This is a genomic window from Micromonospora sp. TSRI0369 (assembly GCF_001905625.1).
GTDB classification, from domain to species: Bacteria; Actinomycetota; Actinomycetes; order Mycobacteriales; family Micromonosporaceae; genus Micromonospora; species Micromonospora echinospora_A.
Genome location: NZ_LIVU01000003.1, coordinates 347,711 through 362,737, shown reverse-complemented (window position 1 = coordinate 362,737; position 15,027 = coordinate 347,711). Strand labels below are relative to the sequence as shown.

Annotated in this window: 17 protein-coding genes; 9 read left to right on the top strand and 8 right to left on the bottom strand. The window is 71.7% G+C overall.

The genetic code is table 11. The annotated features are described in order from the left end of the window. The first annotated feature begins 422 nt into the window (after positions 1-422). Positions 423-3,143, top strand: coding sequence for a sugar-binding protein (locus AMK25_RS10505; RefSeq protein WP_073827974.1), 2,721 nt, complete (start codon positions 423-425; stop codon positions 3,141-3,143). A gap of 111 nt (positions 3,144-3,254) precedes the next feature. On the opposite strand, the gene AMK25_RS10500 is transcribed toward AMK25_RS10505, so the two are convergent. After that, positions 3,255-3,836: a VanZ family protein gene (locus AMK25_RS10500; protein WP_073827973.1), complete on the bottom strand. Its 582-nt coding sequence runs from the start codon at positions 3,834-3,836 to the stop codon at positions 3,255-3,257. Between the two features lie 149 nt (positions 3,837-3,985). Here AMK25_RS10500 and AMK25_RS10495 point away from each other — a divergent pair, with 149 nt between their 5' ends. The 4 genes from AMK25_RS10495 to AMK25_RS10480 all read left to right on the top strand — a co-directional run bounded on the left by AMK25_RS10495 (position 3,986) and on the right by AMK25_RS10480 (position 6,476). Beyond that, positions 3,986-4,441: a MarR family winged helix-turn-helix transcriptional regulator gene (locus AMK25_RS10495; protein ID WP_073827972.1), complete on the top strand. Its 456-nt coding sequence runs from the start codon at positions 3,986-3,988 to the stop codon at positions 4,439-4,441. Continuing rightward, the gene (locus AMK25_RS10490) at positions 4,438-4,809 is read left to right on the top strand and encodes a hypothetical protein (protein ID WP_073827971.1); all 372 of its coding nucleotides are present in this window, start codon (positions 4,438-4,440) and stop codon (positions 4,807-4,809) included. Before AMK25_RS10495 ends, AMK25_RS10490 begins: the two co-directional genes overlap by 4 nt. Positions 4,810-5,245: 436 nt before the next feature. Further along, positions 5,246-5,542 (top strand): DUF1540 domain-containing protein, encoded by a 297-nt coding sequence (locus AMK25_RS10485; protein WP_013286940.1) that lies wholly within the window; start codon positions 5,246-5,248, stop codon positions 5,540-5,542. A 151-nt stretch (positions 5,543-5,693) separates the two neighbouring features. Next, complete coding sequence (locus tag AMK25_RS10480) at positions 5,694-6,476, top strand: DUF2470 domain-containing protein (protein ID WP_073827970.1); 783 nt, start codon at positions 5,694-5,696, stop codon at positions 6,474-6,476. Here AMK25_RS10480 and AMK25_RS10475 read toward each other — a convergent pair. The 7 genes from AMK25_RS10475 to AMK25_RS32190 all read right to left on the bottom strand — a co-directional run bounded on the left by AMK25_RS10475 (position 6,473) and on the right by AMK25_RS32190 (position 11,673). Then, positions 6,473-7,696: an MFS transporter gene (locus AMK25_RS10475; RefSeq protein WP_073827969.1), complete on the bottom strand. Its 1,224-nt coding sequence runs from the start codon at positions 7,694-7,696 to the stop codon at positions 6,473-6,475. The genes AMK25_RS10480 and AMK25_RS10475 overlap by 4 nt on opposite strands. Next, positions 7,696-9,111, bottom strand: a complete 1,416-nt coding sequence (locus tag AMK25_RS10470; RefSeq protein WP_073827968.1) for an FAD-dependent oxidoreductase — start codon at positions 9,109-9,111, stop codon at positions 7,696-7,698. The genes AMK25_RS10475 and AMK25_RS10470 overlap by 1 nt, the downstream gene beginning before the upstream one ends. A gap of 77 nt (positions 9,112-9,188) precedes the next feature. Next, on the bottom strand, positions 9,189-9,683 hold the full coding sequence (locus AMK25_RS10465) for a GNAT family N-acetyltransferase (protein ID WP_073827967.1): 495 nt from the start codon (positions 9,681-9,683) through the stop codon (positions 9,189-9,191). After that, positions 9,683-10,009: a winged helix-turn-helix domain-containing protein gene (locus AMK25_RS10460; protein WP_083664719.1), complete on the bottom strand. Its 327-nt coding sequence runs from the start codon at positions 10,007-10,009 to the stop codon at positions 9,683-9,685. Before AMK25_RS10460 ends, AMK25_RS10465 begins: the two co-directional genes overlap by 1 nt. Positions 10,010-10,020: 11 nt before the next feature. Continuing rightward, on the bottom strand, positions 10,021-11,265 hold the full coding sequence (locus AMK25_RS10455) for a M28 family metallopeptidase (RefSeq protein WP_073827965.1): 1,245 nt from the start codon (positions 11,263-11,265) through the stop codon (positions 10,021-10,023). Next, on the bottom strand, positions 11,262-11,510 hold the full coding sequence (locus tag AMK25_RS10450) for a hypothetical protein (RefSeq protein ID WP_073828627.1): 249 nt from the start codon (positions 11,508-11,510) through the stop codon (positions 11,262-11,264). The genes AMK25_RS10455 and AMK25_RS10450 overlap by 4 nt, the downstream gene beginning before the upstream one ends. 13 nt (positions 11,511-11,523) lie before the next feature. Continuing rightward, complete coding sequence (locus AMK25_RS32190) at positions 11,524-11,673, bottom strand: hypothetical protein (RefSeq protein ID WP_158070667.1); 150 nt, start codon at positions 11,671-11,673, stop codon at positions 11,524-11,526. Between the two features lie 88 nt (positions 11,674-11,761). On the opposite strand from AMK25_RS32190, the gene AMK25_RS10445 reads away from it, so the two are divergent. The 4 genes from AMK25_RS10445 (at position 11,762) to AMK25_RS10425 (ending at position 14,964) form a co-directional block, all read left to right on the top strand. Next, complete coding sequence (locus AMK25_RS10445; RefSeq protein ID WP_073827964.1) at positions 11,762-12,145, top strand: ArsR/SmtB family transcription factor; 384 nt, start codon at positions 11,762-11,764, stop codon at positions 12,143-12,145. Positions 12,146-12,569: 424 nt separating this feature from the next. Continuing rightward, complete coding sequence (locus AMK25_RS10435; protein WP_073827963.1) at positions 12,570-13,256, top strand: arsenate reductase/protein-tyrosine-phosphatase family protein; 687 nt, start codon at positions 12,570-12,572, stop codon at positions 13,254-13,256. A gap of 124 nt (positions 13,257-13,380) precedes the next feature. Further along, positions 13,381-14,454 carry an ACR3 family arsenite efflux transporter gene (arsB, locus tag AMK25_RS10430; protein WP_073827962.1) on the top strand — a complete coding sequence of 358 codons (1,074 nt, stop codon included), beginning with the start codon at positions 13,381-13,383 and terminating at the stop codon, positions 14,452-14,454. A 102-nt stretch (positions 14,455-14,556) separates the two neighbouring features. Then, on the top strand, positions 14,557-14,964 hold the full coding sequence (locus AMK25_RS10425; RefSeq protein WP_073827961.1) for an arsenate reductase ArsC: 408 nt from the start codon (positions 14,557-14,559) through the stop codon (positions 14,962-14,964). The last annotated feature ends 63 nt before the right edge of the window (positions 14,965-15,027 follow it).

The following is a 15,027-nucleotide window of genomic DNA, read 5'->3' as shown; positions in this document are numbered from 1 at the left end:
CCGACATGGCGCACAAAACTGGGCCGTCGCGTCCACATCGGGTACCCAAAGCTGGGCAAAGAGTCCTCTCAGGCCGACGCCGACCCGGAAGCCGAGTCGCTGAGCTGCGCAGATTGTTTCTTCGAATAAGGAAGAAAGTCGTCCGGGCCTATTGACGACGCCTCCGCAAGATCCCTAGGTTACGGCCCGAAGGCCTTCCGGTGGATCGACCCGTTCCCACCGTCTGCACCGCTCACACCGTGACGGTGCGTGTACACCACCATCCCGTTGTCGAGCACCACGACCAGCGAGGACCTCACGGTCCTCAGTGGACAGCTGTCCGCGTCACGACCCGGCGCGAGCCACGTGTCAGCCGGCCCGCGCCGGGCCCGTGACCGTCCCCCAGCCGCAGCACTCTCGCTTCGAGACGAAGAGGTATGCCCATGAGATGGCGCACCACGGCAGCGATCGCCATGTGCGGTCTGCTGTCGTTGGGCCTGGCCACTCCGGCCCAGGCCAACCCCCAGAACGCAGCACCGAAGCCACAGGCCAAGAAGTCCGACAAGCCCGTCGACCTGGACATCATGTTCATCGGCGCGCACCCGGACGACGAGGCGGGCCAGCTCGGCATGCTCGGATACTGGAACGAGTATCACGGCATGAAGGCGGGCGTCATCACCACCACCCGCGGCGAGGGCGGTGGCAACGCCACCGGTCTCGAGGAGGGCCCGGAGCTCGGTATCCTGCGGGAGGCCGAGGAGCGCAAGGCCGTCGGCTGGGCCGGCGTCGAGCACATCTACAACCTGGACGCGCTCGACTTCTGGTACACCGCGAGCGCCCCGCTGACCGAAGAGGTCTGGGGCCACCAGGAGACGCTGTCCCGGATCGTGCGGGTCCTGCGCACCACCAAGCCCGAGGTCATCCTCACGATGAACCCCTCGGCGACGCAGGGCAACCACGGCAACCACCAGAAGGCGGCCATGCTGGCCGTGGAGGCCTTCTACGCGGCGGCCGACCCGAAGGCGTTCCCGGAGCAGATCAAGCAGGAAGGGCTCCAGCCCTGGCGGGTCTCCCGCATCTTCCAGACCGGCGGCAGCGGCACCACCGGCACCAACGGCCCCGCCTGCGAGACCACGTTCACGCCGGCCGAGGCCAGCAACGTCATCTTCGGCACCTGGCAGGGCTACGAGTCGGCGCGGCACGACGGCAACCGGTGGAACACGGTCCAGACCTGGGCCCGCCGGGAGTACGTGTCGCAGGGCTGGGGCAACAGCTCCTTCCCGACGACCAACCCCGACAACATCGGCTGCAACCGGCTGACGCTGATCGACACCCGCACCCCGTACCCGGACCCGAACGTGGGCGCCGGCACCGGCGCGCTGCAGGGCGCCACCCTGCGTGCCCCGGGCGGCCTGCCGCTCGGCACCGAGGTCCACGTGCGTCCGCGCACCTGGGAGGCCGTCGGCGGCCAGCCCATCACGGTGGACACCGTCCTCTACGCCGAGAAGGCCATCCCGGGCGCCAAGGTCACCCTGGACGTCCCGGCCGGCTGGACGGTGACCGGTAACGGCAACGTCGGCACGCTCAGCCCGCGCAAGGAGGTCGTGAAGACCTTCACGGTCACCCCGCCGGCGCAGGTCGAGGTGGGCACCCGCTTCAAGCTCGACGCCACGCTGACCAGCAAGAAGGACGGCAGCGGCACCAGCAGCGCCCGAGTGCAGGGCACCGCTCCGGTGCGCGGCACCCTGGAGCCGCTGGAGGAGATCGCCGACTTCCGCGCCTGGACGGTGCGGAACAAGACGCAGCAGCTCGACGCGCTCATCGAGTCGCTGCTGAACATCCCCAGCGGCGGCACCCGCAGTGTCAAGGTCAACCTGACCAACCACGGCACCCGGGTCCAGTCCGGCACGGCGAAGCTGAACGTTCCCGCGGGCTTCTCCGTGGCCGAGCAGCAGCTGCCGTACAGCGGGCTCCAGCCGGGCGCCACCACCTCGGTGACGTTCACCGTCACGAACACCGACACGTCGCTGCCGACTGCCAACCGGGCGCCGGACAACGGCGCCTACCGGGTGCAGATCGAGACCAGCTACGTCGGTGGCAGCGCCACCGAGCCGGGCGTGTTCAACCTGGTCCCGACCACCACGATCCCGAAGGCGGCCACCGCGCCGACGGTGGACGGTCACGGTCACGACCACGAGTACACCGGCGAGGTCATCGACATCTCCACCCGCTGGGAGGGCACCGCCGCCCCGGCGTCGGACATCTCCGGCACCGCCCAGCTGACCCACACCGACGACGCCCTGTACGCCATCTTCAACATCACCGATGACGTGCTCGGCACCGTCCTGCCGCCGGAGGACTGCAAGCGTCCGCGGCGTAACGACAACATCGAGTTCGGCATCGACCCGCGCGGCAACTCGGCGAACACCTCCACGGTGTTCAACATGGCGCTCTTCCCGGCCACGCGGGACCCGGCCAACGGCAACCCGCCGTGCTTCGCCCGGGAGCGGGACAACCACCAGGGCGGTCCGGAGACCGCGCCGGGTGTGGAGATCGCCTCCGTGGTGACCAGCAACCCGTACACCGGGTACCGGATCGAGGTCAAGATTCCGTTCAGCGTGCTGCCGGACACCATCGACCCGAGCCGGATGGGCCTGAACATCCTGGTCAACGACTCGGACACGCAGGACCTCAGCTCGCAGACCCGGGTCGGCTGGTCGACCTGGAGCGGCGTACGGGCCGACCCGTGGCGCTGGGGCAACGCGCTCCTGCCGGACCTGCCGGCGAGGCCGTCGGCGCCGAAGGCTCCGATCATGCCCGACACCGCCGCGCTGAGCGTCGACTCGCCGCAGACCCTGCTGCAGTCGGTCTCGGACGGGGTGGCGCCGGGTGGGTACGCCAAGCTGGCGGACAACACCGTGAAGATCAAGAAGGTCACCCGCAAGGCCGGCAAGGTCTCGGTGGACCTCCAGGTGAAGAAGGCCGGCACCGCCCGGGTCTTCGTCTGGGACGGCAACCAGGTCGTGGCGCAGGCCCAGGCCAGCCTGCGAAAGGACGGCACCGTCGTCCTGCCGCTGAGCGGGTCGCTCCCGGCCGGCACCTCGCTGCTCGTCTCGTACGAGAGCGGCGGCGCCACCACCGCTCTCGGGAAGAAGCTCTCCTGACGGACGGTGAACGCGTCGACCTGACGCGCTGACGCGATGGGCCGGGCCGTGAGGTCCGGCCCATCGTGCCGTCTCCGGGCAGGGCTCAGCAGGCGGCCGTCTCCGGGCCGCTCAGCGTTCCGCCGCCGGGACCGGCCGGGGCCGGCCCGGCGACGCCGCGGCCGGGGCCCGCCACCAGCGTCGCGAGGCCAGCGCGGCCAGCCCGGCGCCGACGGTGTTGAGCAGGACGTCGTCCACAGAGGAGACGCGGTCGAGCCGCAGGACGTACTGCGCGACCTCGACCAGGATCGAGCAGGCCGCCGCGAGGGCCAGGATCCGCGGCACCGACGCCAGGGCCGCGAACCGCAGCGGGCCGAAGAATCCGAGCGCCGCGAACACCAGCAGGTTGCCGACGATCTGGACGGTGACCGTCAGCGGCCCGCTCGCCAGGACGGTGAGCAGGTCCCGCAGCGGCACCAGGCTCACCCGGCCGGGAACCACACCGGCGCCGTCCCCCGGCAACATGATCATCCAGACCCACGGCACGGTCCCGTAGACCATGCCGACCTCGGCCAGCGACCGGTGCCAGGCCGGCCCGCCGCCGCGCCGGCGCGCCAGGAGCCACACCACAAGCGCGGCAAACGGCAGCGCGGCCACCGTGATGAGCACGACCCCGTTGATCGTGCCGAGCCAGCCGTGCCACCCCTTGATCACGCCGCCCCACTTTCTGTACGGCCGAGGATCCGCTCCCGGCCGGCGCGGGCCGGCTCCCCCGGCTCGCTCAGGGTGCCATCCTGCCCCCGGCGGTCCCGCCGTCGGCCACGGTTGACGCCCCACCTCGCTTTTGGTAAGACCTTAACATTATGGATCTCGCCACGCTCTCGGCACGACGCCTCGTACTCACGCTTCACCGCGCCACCACGCTCGTCGACCGCGTCGCTGACACGCACCTGCGGAACACGCACGACGTGACCCTTTCGATGTTCGCCGCGCTGGTGACGATCCACGCAATCGGCCCCGCGCGGCAGAGCAAGATCGCCCAAGCCCTCGACGTGTCCAGAGCGGCTGTGACGCAGCGCCTGGTCGAGCTCGTCGCGCGCGGGCTCGTCGAGGTCGCTCCGGACGCCACCGACCAGCGCGCGAATCGCGTCGCCGTCACGAGAAAGGGTCGGGACCTCCTCGACGCGGCATGGAAAGGGCTCGCCGAGATCGACGACGGCATCGAGGACGGTGTCGATCTCGAAGCGCTGCAGAGCGCGCTGGACACGCTTGTCGCCAACGCCACACGCCATCTCGCCGGCCAGGAGGTGACGGCATGAGCGTCGCCGCCGTCGTGGCCACTCTCGTGCTCACCGCACTCGCTGCGCTCCAGGTGCTCGTCGCGGCCGGCCGGCCGTACGGGCGGCTGGTATGGGGTGGGCAGCACGAGACACTGCCGCGGCGACTCCGCATCGGCAGCGCAGTGTCGGTCGTCGTCTACGCCGCCATAGCCTGGGTGTTGCTCGCGCGCGCCGAAATCTTCGGGCCTTTCAGGCCGTTCGTCGGCATCGCGACCTGGGTGCTCTTCGGGTACTTCGCAATCGGGATCGCACTCAACGCAATCTCGCGAAGCCGCGCCGAACGCCTGGTGATGACGCCGGCATGCGTGGTTTTGGCAGCGTGCTCGCTCACCGTCGCCCTCAGCTGAACCCGACCCCCTGGGCCAGCGGCCAGGAGTTGCGCGCCGCCGGGATGCGTTGGCTACCGTTCCGACACCGCGCACGGTAATGCGATTGCCACCGGCGGCGAAGCCGACTACCGGTTCCGGCCCGTCGATTTCCGCGCACCAATTCGCGTACCGTAACGGCGCCTGGAGCAGCGCGAACGGGGCGCCGCACGCCCATCATGCGCCGGCAAACAAAGCCTTTCCTAACGAAGGTAAGCCTCATCTTGGTCGGTCCGGAATTTCGTGCGGGAACGGCTGCCAACCGCCGCCGACGCCGCATTCCGCTGCTATGGTGAGCATGATCCTCGCTTCGGGCGGACAGGTTTGAAGCCCGGCCCGCACGGCTAATACCGAATGGCATTCGAGCACCACGAGGCCGGCCCTTTACTTCCGCCGGCCCGCATGACTTGGAGGCACCATGAAGACCCTGTTGCAGTCTCCGCCGGTACGTGAATGCGCCGCCACCGCGTGCAGTTTCAACGACAACGGTTGTCACGCTCCCGCGATCACCGTGGCGGCGAGCGCCGACGCGGCGTCCTGCGCGACGTTCGTCGAGTCGTCCCTGAGCGGCGGGATCGCGGAGGTCACCGGCGCGGTGGGCGCGTGCGCGCGCGCCGAGTGCGTGTTCAACACCAACCTCGCCTGCACCGCCGAGTCGATCACGGTCGGCCCCGGCGCCACGGTCAGCGACTGCCTGACCTACCAGCCCGCCTGACAAACCGGACACCGCGCCCGGACGGGTTACGACGGTCACCGTCGTGACCCGTCCGGCGTCTGCGGCACCCGACCCGCCGTTGCACAGGTAAGCCTTACCTATTACCGTCTGACCTGGGCCGACTTCACCCTTCCCGGCCGAGGAGACAGACATGGCGTTGCACCCCGCCGGGCGCCCGGCCCCGTCGGCCGGTGTCGCCCCGGTCGCCGCCGGGCCGTCGGCGGTCACCCCTACGCCCCGCGACGCTGTCGCCGCCCGGTGCGTGCTGAGCGCTGCCTCCTCGCTGCGGCTGACACTCGGCGACACCACCGCCGACCTCCTCTCCGCCCACGCCGTCCTCCCCGACGGCACGATCGTCCTCGCGGTCGACGCGATGAGCCGCACCGGCGGCCTGCTGGTGGCCGCGCGCGGCCAGCGCGGTGCGGTACGCGTGGACGTGACCCACCTCGCTCCGGTCGCCGTACGCTCGCGGGTGCGGGACCGGCTGCGGATCCTGGGCACCGCCCGCCGCTTCGACCCGGCCGCGCTCGACGCCTGCGACCCGGCCACCGTGATGTCGCTGCTCGACCTGCCGCCGGTGGCGCTGTGGGCGATCGAACCGGACGAGATCGTCCTCGACCGGGCCGCCGAACCCGTCGTGGTGGACCTCGGCACGTACCGTGCCGTCCACCCGGATCCGATCGCCGTCGACGAGGCGGCCCACCTCGCCCACCTGACGCGGTGCCACGGCGACATCCTCGACCGGCTCGGTGCGCGCGTCGACCCCGCCGTCAGCGCCGGTTCGACGCGGATCGTCCCGGTCGCGCTCGACGCCGAAGGCATCGTGCTGCGCGCGGAGCGGCCGGACGGTCACGCCGACATCCGGCTGTCCTTCCTCCACCCGGTCACCGTCGGTGCCGGCCTGGCCGGGGCGCTGCGGAGGCTGCTCGCCTAGGGCCTTCCGCTTCCTACGGAGCGCATCGCGGCGGCGGCGAGAAGGCAGGCGGTGGTGACCGCGGCGAGCAGGAGGTGGTAGCCCCCGTACGCCAGGAGCACGGCGGCAAGCAGGGGTGCGCCGGCTTTGGCGGTGGTGACGGGGGCGGTGAGGCGTCCGGCGATGGTGGCGTAGGCGGCGGTGCCGTAGCGGTCGGCGAGGATCGCGGGGGTGGCGAGGCTGGCGATGCCGAAGCCGAGGCCGAATCCGGTGACGGTGAGGACGGCGCCCACCCGGATTCCCGCAGTGAACGGCATGGCGAGGACCGCGGCGGATTGGACGGCGAAGACCGTGGCGACGACGGTGGTGATCGGGAGGCGGCGTCGGGCGCCGGTGAGGACGAGTCGTCCGGCGACCGACAGGACGCCGAGGAGACCGGCGACGGCGGCGGCGAAGGTCGCGGGGTGGCCGCGGCTGGTCAGGTAGCCGACGAGGTGGACGCCGATGGCGCCGGTCGCGGCGCCGTGGGCGATGAGGGATGCGGCGAGGATCCAGAACCGCCGGTCGCGTATCGCGGCGCGGGCCGCCGTTTGTCGCGGGACGACAGGTGACGCCGCAGGGGTGGCGCGGGCGAGGTGCGGCGGTGTGCGGATGGCGAGGGCGTGCAGAGGGATGGTCACCGTGCCGTGGATGGCGGCAAGAACGAGGAGCGCGTCGCGCCAGCCGAGGTGGGCGGCCAGTACGCCGGTGAGCGGCATGAAGATGGTGCTGGCGAATCCCGCCACGACGGTGATCGCGAGCAGCGCGGTGGGGCGCCTGTCGGGGGTGACCCAGGAGATGACGACGGCGAAGGCGGGTTCGTAGAGGACCATCGCGCCGGTGATGCCGATGCCGGCCATGACGACGTAGAGCTGTCCGACGGTTCGGACCTGGGACCAGGCGATCAGGAGGGCGGTGGCGGCGATCGAGCCGGAGGTCATGAGGGTTCGTCCGCCGTGCCGGTCGAGCCACCTGCCCACGGGGATGGCCATCAGCGCGCCGGCGAGGACGCTGGCGGTGAGCGCGCCGGTGACGGCAGTGGTGGAGGCGCCGAGCCCGGCGGCCATGGGGCCGAGGAGGACCGCGTAGGCGTAGTAGAGGGTGCCGTACCCGATGGTGCTGGTGACGGCGAGGGCGGCGACGACGCGCCACCCGTGACGCCCGCCGACCGTGGGGCCGGCGGACGCCGTCGTGGTGCTCATCAGCTGGTGCAGCAGCCGCCGGTCTGGCCTCCGGTCGGGGTGTCGAGGCTGACCAGGCTGAGCGGTGCGGAGAGCAGGCCCCCGGAGATTCCGGTCGCCAGCCCTTGTGCGGCCGGCGCGGCCGCAGGGTCGGGGCCGCAGCAGCTGTCGGCGCCGGTGGAGTCGGCGGGGTTGCTGTTGCAGACGCCGGTTTCGGGCAGGTCGAGCTGGACGTCGCGGGCCGCGTCCCAGTCGCCGGCGAGGGCGGCGGCGACCGAGCGGACCTGCTCGTAGCCGGTAGCCATCAGGAACGTCGGCGCGCGACCGTAGCTCTTCATGCCGACGGCGTAGTAGCCGGCCTCGGGGTGCGCGAGTTCGGCGGCGCCGTGCGGCGGAACGGTGCCACAGGAGTGCTCGTTCGGGTCGATCAGCGGGGCGAGGGCGCGGGTGGCTCCCATGACCGGGTCGAGGTCCAGGCGCAGCTCAGCCGCGATCGAGTGGTCGGGGCGGAAGCCGGTGGCGGCGACGACGCGGTCCACGGTGATGGACTCGTCGGTGCCGTCGGCGTGCCGGACGACCACGGTGACCCGGCCCTCGGTCGGGGTGAGGGCGTGTACGGAGAATCCGGTGAGCAGCCGAATCCGGCCGGCGTCGACGTGGTCGCGCAGCCGGGCGCCGAGTGCGCCGCGGGCGGGCAGGGCGTCGGCGTCTCCGCCGCCGTAGGTGCGGGCCGGGCTGGCCGAGCGGATCGCCCAGGTCACCTCGGTGCCGGCTTCGGCGGTGGCCAGCTCGGCCAGTGACAGCAGGGTGTTCGCAGCGGAGTGGCCGGCGCCGACGACGAGGGTGTGCCGGCCGGCGAAGCGGTGCCGGTCGCTGCCGAGCACGTCGGGCAGGGCGTGCTCGAGGAACGCCGCGGCGTCCGTCTCGCCGCGGGCGGGCAGGCCGGAGGCGCCGAGGACGTTGGGGGTGCCCCAGGTGCCGGAGGCGTCGATGACGGCGCGGGCGAGCAGCTCGTCGCCGTCGGCGAGGCGGATCAGGAACGGCGTCTGTTCGCGGCCGGCGGTGCGCAGCCGGTCCAGGCCGAGCCGACTGATCGCCTCTACCCGCGCACCGTAGCGCAGGTGGGGCTTGAGCTGCGGCAGGTCCGCGAGGGGCTGGAGGTAGTCGGTGACCAGCTCGGCGCCGGTGGGCAGGGCGTCCTCGACCGGGGCGGCCCAGCCGGCGTCGTCGAGGAGCCGGCGGGCGGCCGGGTCGACGTTGTAGCGCCACGGGGAGAACACCCGCACGTGCCCCCACTGCCGCACGGCCGCGCCGGCGGTGTTACCGGCCTCCAGGACGAGGAAGGGCAGGCCACGCTCGTGCAGGTGGGCGGCGGCGGCCAGACCCACCGGGCCCGCGCCGATCACCGCGACGGGCAGCTCGTTCGGGATGCTCATCGAAAAACTCCTCTGTGTTGAAAAGTGTCGAATCAAGAAGGTGCAGTGGTGCTGGGGCTGGCGGAGGCCGAGGGGGTTCAGATGACAGGGCTGCGCCGCTCGAGCAGGACGACGTCGCGCCACCGCCCGTAGTGCCGTCCCACCCGCTCGCGGGTGCCGATGACGCGGAAACCGACCCGCTCGTGCAGGGCGAGACTGGCGGTGTTCTCCGGGAAGACGCCGCACTGGATGGTCCAGATGCCGGCGGCCTCGGTGGAGGTGATCAGCGCGTCCAGCAGCAGCCGGGCCACGCCACGCCCGCGGGCGGCGGGGTCGATGTAGACGGAGTGCTCGACCACCCCGGCGTAGACCGCCCGGCTCGAGGTCGGTGACACCGCCGCCCACCCGATGACGGTGTCGTCCGCGTCGACGGCCACGATGCGGTGATCAGGCAGCTTGGCCTCGTCGAATGCGGTCCATGTCGGGGCGGTGGTTTCGAAGCTGGCGTCGCCGCCGTCGAGGCCGGCCTGGTAGATGGCGCGGACCCGGTCGGCGTCGTCCGCGGTCATCGGTCGGACGGTGATGTCGGTCATCAGCAGCCTCCGATCGGGTTGGGGGCGGGACGGCCCATGACGACATCGGCGGCGGACGGGAAGCAGCCGACACAGGCGCCGTTGATGCGGTAGTGGCGTGCGGTGCCGACCGGCTCGACGAGCACGAACCGCACCTCGGTCAGGATCTTCAAGTGCTGGGAGACGGTGGACTGGGCCAGACCGACGGCGGCGACGATCTCCCCCACGCTCATCGGCCGGGCGTGCCGGGCGAGGTACTCGACGATCTGCACCCGGGTCGGGTCGGCGAGGGCCCGGAACCACGAGGCGTAGGTCTGCGCGGTGTCCCGGTCGAGAAGGTCGCCCACCGCCACTCCCTCTATCGTTTATCGCCGATTGACGATGAAAGTGTAGCGGGTGCGGTCGCGGCGAGGTGAGCGGTCGCGACGACGAGACGGGCGATCGCAGCCAGGGTGGCGGGGTCGACCTTGTCGGGGGTGTCGGCGGGGCTGTGGTAGCCGCCCATGCCGGCACCGATCCCCACTGCGGCGAAACCGGCACCCCCGTAGCGGCGGTTGTCCGATGCCACCGGACCCGCCACCAGAGGGATACCGGTGTGGCGCCCGGCCTGGTCGAGCAGGGCGAGGAGGCGGTGGGCAGGGCCGCCGGCCTCCACCGCGGCCGCCCTCTCCAAGCGGCCGACGCCGTCGACGTTGAGGACCATCGGCGCGGCACCTGCGGCGTGGAGCTGACTGGCGTGGTGGGCGGAGCCGAGAGCGCCGACTTCCTCCCCGTCGAGCAGCGCGACGGACAGTCCCGCACCAGCCGGCAGCGCGGTAGCGAGAACGCGGGCGGCTTCGAGGACCACGGCGACGCCGGTCGCGTTGTCCGAGGCGCCGGGCAGGCGAAGCCCCGGGTGGTCGCCGACGCCGTCGTAGTGCGCGGTCAGCAGCAGGTCGGCGCCAGCCGGGGCGGGCTGCCGGAGGCAGGCGTGAATGTTGGCACCGGTGACGTCGTCGCGGCGCAGCGGCGTCGCGCCGGCCAGCCAACCGTCCCCCGCAGTCGCGGCGGTGAGCACGGCGTGGTGGGTGTCCGGGTCGAGGGTCAGCACCGGCAGCGGACCCGGATCCGGGCCGGCGAGCATGGTGAACTGCCACCCCTCGGCATCGACCGGGCGGCGGACCAGCAACCCGGCGGCGCGGTTGGTGTCGCGGTAGGCGTCGAACAGGCTCATGTCGGCCGGCACGACCAGCCACCGCCCCGTCGGGTCGTCCTTGCCGGCGACGGCGAGGGCGCCCCGGCGAATGTTCGGCGTGTCGGCGGAGGCCGGGTGGATCGCGACCTGCCGTCCGAACACCAACTCGTCGGTGCGGCCCCCCTCGCCCCAGGTGACCGTCGGCGCCTCGTACACCTGCGGCACGGCGCGGACCGGGAACTCCTCGGTGCGGACGTCGGCGCCGGGGGCGGTGAACCGGTTGACAAGCCAGTCGCGGGCTGCCGCCCCGCCCGTCGAGCCGACCCGCCGTCCGGCCAGCGGGTCGGAGGCGAGGGCGGCGACGGTGACGGCCATCCGGTCGACGCTGACCTGCTCGAGCAGGTCTGCGAGGTTGCTTGAGGCGGTCATGAGCAGCAGCCCTGTCCCGTGGCGACGGCGTCGGCCCTGGCCTCGGTGCCGCAGCACGAGTCAGCCGCCTGGGCTGCCTGCCGGGTTCCGCAGCACGGGTCACCGCTTGTGGTTTCGCCGGCCGGCGGGAGGATGCCGCCGACGGCCTGGGCGGGGCTGCCGCAGCAGGCGCCGGAGCCGGTGACCTGCAGGGCTGCGGCGGGGTCGCCGGTGAACCCGCCGGCGGTCAAGGTGTTCTCGCTCATGTCGGTCATCTCCTCAACGAGGGCTGATCAGCGTGTAGACGGCGGCGCGGGTGGTGTCGTAGCGGTGCTCGGCGCGCTGCGCGGGGGTGGACACCTGGGCGCAGGAGTCGCAGAAGCGGACACCGGGCAGGGATCTGCGCGAGCGGCGGGTGGGGCCGAACATGCTCGTCCTCACTTTCTCGGAACGCCTGTCTTGACGTCCGTCGAATCAGAGACTTGCACGGTGATTAGATAGATGTCAACCTAGAGGCATGTCTAAGCAACAGGCGCCTCTTCCGGTCGTCGATCTCAACGCCGACGCGCCGTGCTGCCCCCCGCTGGCGCAGCGTCGGGTCCCGGCGGAGACGGCCGCGGTCCTCGCGCCCGCGTTCAAGGCCCTCGGTGACCCGGTGCGGCTACAGCTGATGTCGATGATCGCCTCCGCCGAGGATGGCGAGGCGTGCGTGTGCGACCTGACGCCGGCGTTCGACCTGACCGGGCCGACGATCTCGCACCACCTCAAGACGCTGCGCGAGGCGGGCCTGGTCGACGCCGAGCGGCGAGGCACGTGGGTCTACTACCGGGCTCGGCCGCAGATCCTGCGCCAGCTCGCCGCACTACTGTCGATCGAGCCGGCGGCCGCGGCCAAAGCCTGACCTCACTGCCCCATCGCCGTCATCCGCCCGCACCGTCCGTGGCTCGATCCACGTGCACGGACGACGTCGAACGCTCGGCACTCAGGCCCCGGGACGTACCCGACGGGACAGACGCGGACGCCGGTCCACGCGTGCGGCGAGGGCGGCCATGACGTGCGCGGCGCGAGCGGGTCGGCATCAGCCAGGCCACGGCGTCGCAGCAGCTGACCTTGCTGCGACGCGGCGGTGTGGTCACCTCGCGGCGAGACGGCAGGACGGTGTTCTACCGAGCCGACCGCGACGGCGCCATCGCCGCCCTGACGGATCTTCAGTCCTACCTGGCGACCTGCTGCTGATCAGCCGGCACCAACACCGGCCGCGGTGAGATCCAGGCATTCACGAGGTCGGCTTGACTCGGCAAAGTAACTCAGTGATAGTTGACTCAATGAATGTTGAGTATTCTTCTCTCCAGGGGCGAGCTCGCACCCACGCCGCCCTCGGTGACCCGGTGCGCCTGGCGATCGTGGACGCGCTCGCCTTCGGTGACGCCTCTCCCGGGGAGATCGCACACTGGCTCGACATGCCGACGAATCTGGTGGCCCACCACGTCAAGGTCCTCGACGACGCCGGCCTGGTCGTCAAGGGCCGCTCCGAGGGCGACCGGCGCCGCACCTACCTTCGGCTACGCCCTGAGGCCTTGGCCGCTCTCGCCACCCCGCGGCTGACCGGCGTGGGCCGGGTGGTGTTCGTGTGCACCCACAACTCGGCCCGCTCGCAACTGGCAGCCGCGCTGTGGAAGCAGCGCGCGTACGGCGATGTCGCCTCCGCCGGAACGAGGCCCGCCACCCGAGTACACCCCCGCGCCGTGGCCGTGGCCCACCGCCACCACCTCGACCTCGACCCGACCGGCACCGCCCACGTCGCCGATGTCGTCCGTCGCGACGACCTGGTGATCGCCGTCTGTGACAACGCCCATGAGGAACTGACCGGCCCGCTCCGCCCTCGCCTGCACTGGTCGGTCCCGGACCCGGTGCGGGTGGACACCGACGAGGCATTCGAAGCCGCCTACGCCGACCTGGCCGACCGCGTCGACCGGCTCGCCCCCGCCACCCTGCCCGGAGGTCCCCGATGACCCACACCACCGTCCACCCACGCCAGGAGATCACCCTCGACCAGCAGCTCGAGGAAGCAGCCCACCACCTGGGTGACCTCGCTCGACGCGCACGCGCCAGCACCGACAACCCCCGGGAGTGTCCATGAGCACCGCCACCCGAGCCGACCATGCCGCACCGGTGGTGGCACGCCTGTCGCGCCTCGACCGGCTCCTGCCGGTCTGGATCGGCCTGGCCATGGTCGCCGGCCTGCTGCTCGGCCGGATCGTTCCCGGCCTGGACGACGCTCTCGACGCCGTCAAGGTCGGTGGCATCTCCCTGCCCATCGCCCTCGGCCTGCTGATCATGATGTATCCGGTGCTGGCCAAGGTCCGCTACGACCGCCTCGACACCGTCACCGGCGACCGGCGCCTGCTGGTCTCATCGCTGGTCCTCAACTGGCTCGTCGGCCCCGCCCTCATGTTCGCCCTGGCGTGGGTGTTCCTGGCCGACCAGCCGGAGTACCGCACCGGCCTGATCATCGTCGGCCTGGCCCGCTGCATCGCCATGGTCATCATCTGGAACGACCTCGCCTGCGGCGACCGGGAGGCCGCCGCCGTCCTCGTCGCCCTCAACTCCGTGTTCCAGGTCCTCGCGTTCGGCCTGCTCGGCTGGTTCTACCTGTCGGTGCTGCCCGGCTGGCTGGGTCTGGACGGCGCCGTGCTGCATGTCTCGGGCTGGGAGATCGCCGGCAACGTGCTCGTCTTCCTCGGCATCCCGCTGCTCGCCGGCTTCCTCTCCCGCCGCCTCGGCGAACGGACCAAGGGCCGCGACTGGTACGAGCAGCGGTTCCTGCCCAAGGTCGGACCCGTCGCCCTGTACGGACTGCTGTTCACCATCGTCATCCTCTTCGCCCTTCAGGGCGAGGCCATCACCGACCGGCCGGTCGACGTCGCCCGCATCGCCCTGCCGCTGCTGGCCTACTTCGCCCTCATGTGGGCCGGGTCCTACCTGCTCGGCCGGGCCATCGGCCTGAACTACGAACGCACCACCACCCTGGCCTTCACCGCGGCGGGCAACAACTTCGAGCTGGCCATCGCGGTCGCGATCGGCACGTTCGGCATCGCCTCCGGCCAGGCCCTCGCCGGCGTCGTCGGCCCCCTGATCGAGGTCCCGGTTCTCGTCGGACTGGTCTACGTGTCGCTGTGGGCCCGCGCCCGCCTGTTCCCACCCCGGTAACCCGGCCATGAGATGCCGTGGCTGCGTCTCCGAAGCCGTCACCGGCATCGTCCACTGCGCTGCGGCACGCCGCGCGGCAACCACCAGATTCATGGAGACCCGATGAGCGACAAGCCCAGCGTCCTGTTCGTCTGCGTGCACAACGCCGGCCGTTCCCAGATGGCCGCCGGCTGGCTGCGCCACCTCGCCGGCGACACCGTCGAGGTCCGCTCCGCCGGCAGCGCGCCCGCCGGCCAGGTCAACCCCGCCGCCGTCGAGGCCATGCGGGAGGTCGGCATCGACATCACCGACCAGACCCCCAAGCTCCTCCGGTACGAGACGGCGGAATCCTCCGACGTCATCGTCACCATGGGCTGCGGTGACGCCTGCCCCGTCTTCCCGGGCAAGCGGTACGAGGACTGGAAGCTCGAAGACCCCGCCGGCAAGGGCGTCGACGCGGTACGCCCCATCCGGGACGAGATCCGCACCCGGGTGGAACGGCTGCTCGCCGAACTGCACCCCACCGCCTGACACCCGCCCTCGTCGCCCGTCGGCGCTTCGGGGCCATCGGACATGACCCGCGCAGCGAGTTGT

Excerpts from the sequence above, each read along its gene's own strand:
- AMK25_RS10445 (WP_073827964.1), top strand. The coding sequence starts at position 11,762 with ATGTCTAAGCAACAGGCGCCTCTTCCGGTCGTCGATCTCAACGCCGAC.
- arsB (WP_073827962.1), top strand. The coding sequence starts at position 13,381 with ATGAGCACCGCCACCCGAGCCGACCATGCCGCACCGGTGGTGGCACGC.
- AMK25_RS10495 (WP_073827972.1), top strand. The coding sequence starts at position 3,986 with ATGGATCTCGCCACGCTCTCGGCACGACGCCTCGTACTCACGCTTCAC.
- AMK25_RS10470 (WP_073827968.1), bottom strand. The coding sequence starts at position 9,111 with ATGAGCATCCCGAACGAGCTGCCCGTCGCGGTGATCGGCGCGGGCCCG.
- AMK25_RS10485 (WP_013286940.1), top strand. The coding sequence starts at position 5,246 with ATGAAGACCCTGTTGCAGTCTCCGCCGGTACGTGAATGCGCCGCCACC.
- AMK25_RS10490 (WP_073827971.1), top strand. The coding sequence starts at position 4,438 with ATGAGCGTCGCCGCCGTCGTGGCCACTCTCGTGCTCACCGCACTCGCT.
- AMK25_RS10505 (WP_073827974.1), top strand. The coding sequence starts at position 423 with ATGAGATGGCGCACCACGGCAGCGATCGCCATGTGCGGTCTGCTGTCG.
- AMK25_RS10435 (WP_073827963.1), top strand. The coding sequence starts at position 12,570 with ATGAATGTTGAGTATTCTTCTCTCCAGGGGCGAGCTCGCACCCACGCC.
- AMK25_RS10450 (WP_073828627.1), bottom strand. The coding sequence starts at position 11,510 with ATGAGCGAGAACACCTTGACCGCCGGCGGGTTCACCGGCGACCCCGCC.
- AMK25_RS10455 (WP_073827965.1), bottom strand. The coding sequence starts at position 11,265 with ATGACCGCCTCAAGCAACCTCGCAGACCTGCTCGAGCAGGTCAGCGTC.
- AMK25_RS10475 (WP_073827969.1), bottom strand. The coding sequence starts at position 7,696 with ATGAGCACCACGACGGCGTCCGCCGGCCCCACGGTCGGCGGGCGTCAC.
- AMK25_RS10480 (WP_073827970.1), top strand. The coding sequence starts at position 5,694 with ATGGCGTTGCACCCCGCCGGGCGCCCGGCCCCGTCGGCCGGTGTCGCC.
- AMK25_RS32190 (WP_158070667.1), bottom strand. The coding sequence starts at position 11,673 with ATGTTCGGCCCCACCCGCCGCTCGCGCAGATCCCTGCCCGGTGTCCGC.
- AMK25_RS10465 (WP_073827967.1), bottom strand. The coding sequence starts at position 9,683 with ATGACCGACATCACCGTCCGACCGATGACCGCGGACGACGCCGACCGG.
- AMK25_RS10425 (WP_073827961.1), top strand. The coding sequence starts at position 14,557 with ATGAGCGACAAGCCCAGCGTCCTGTTCGTCTGCGTGCACAACGCCGGC.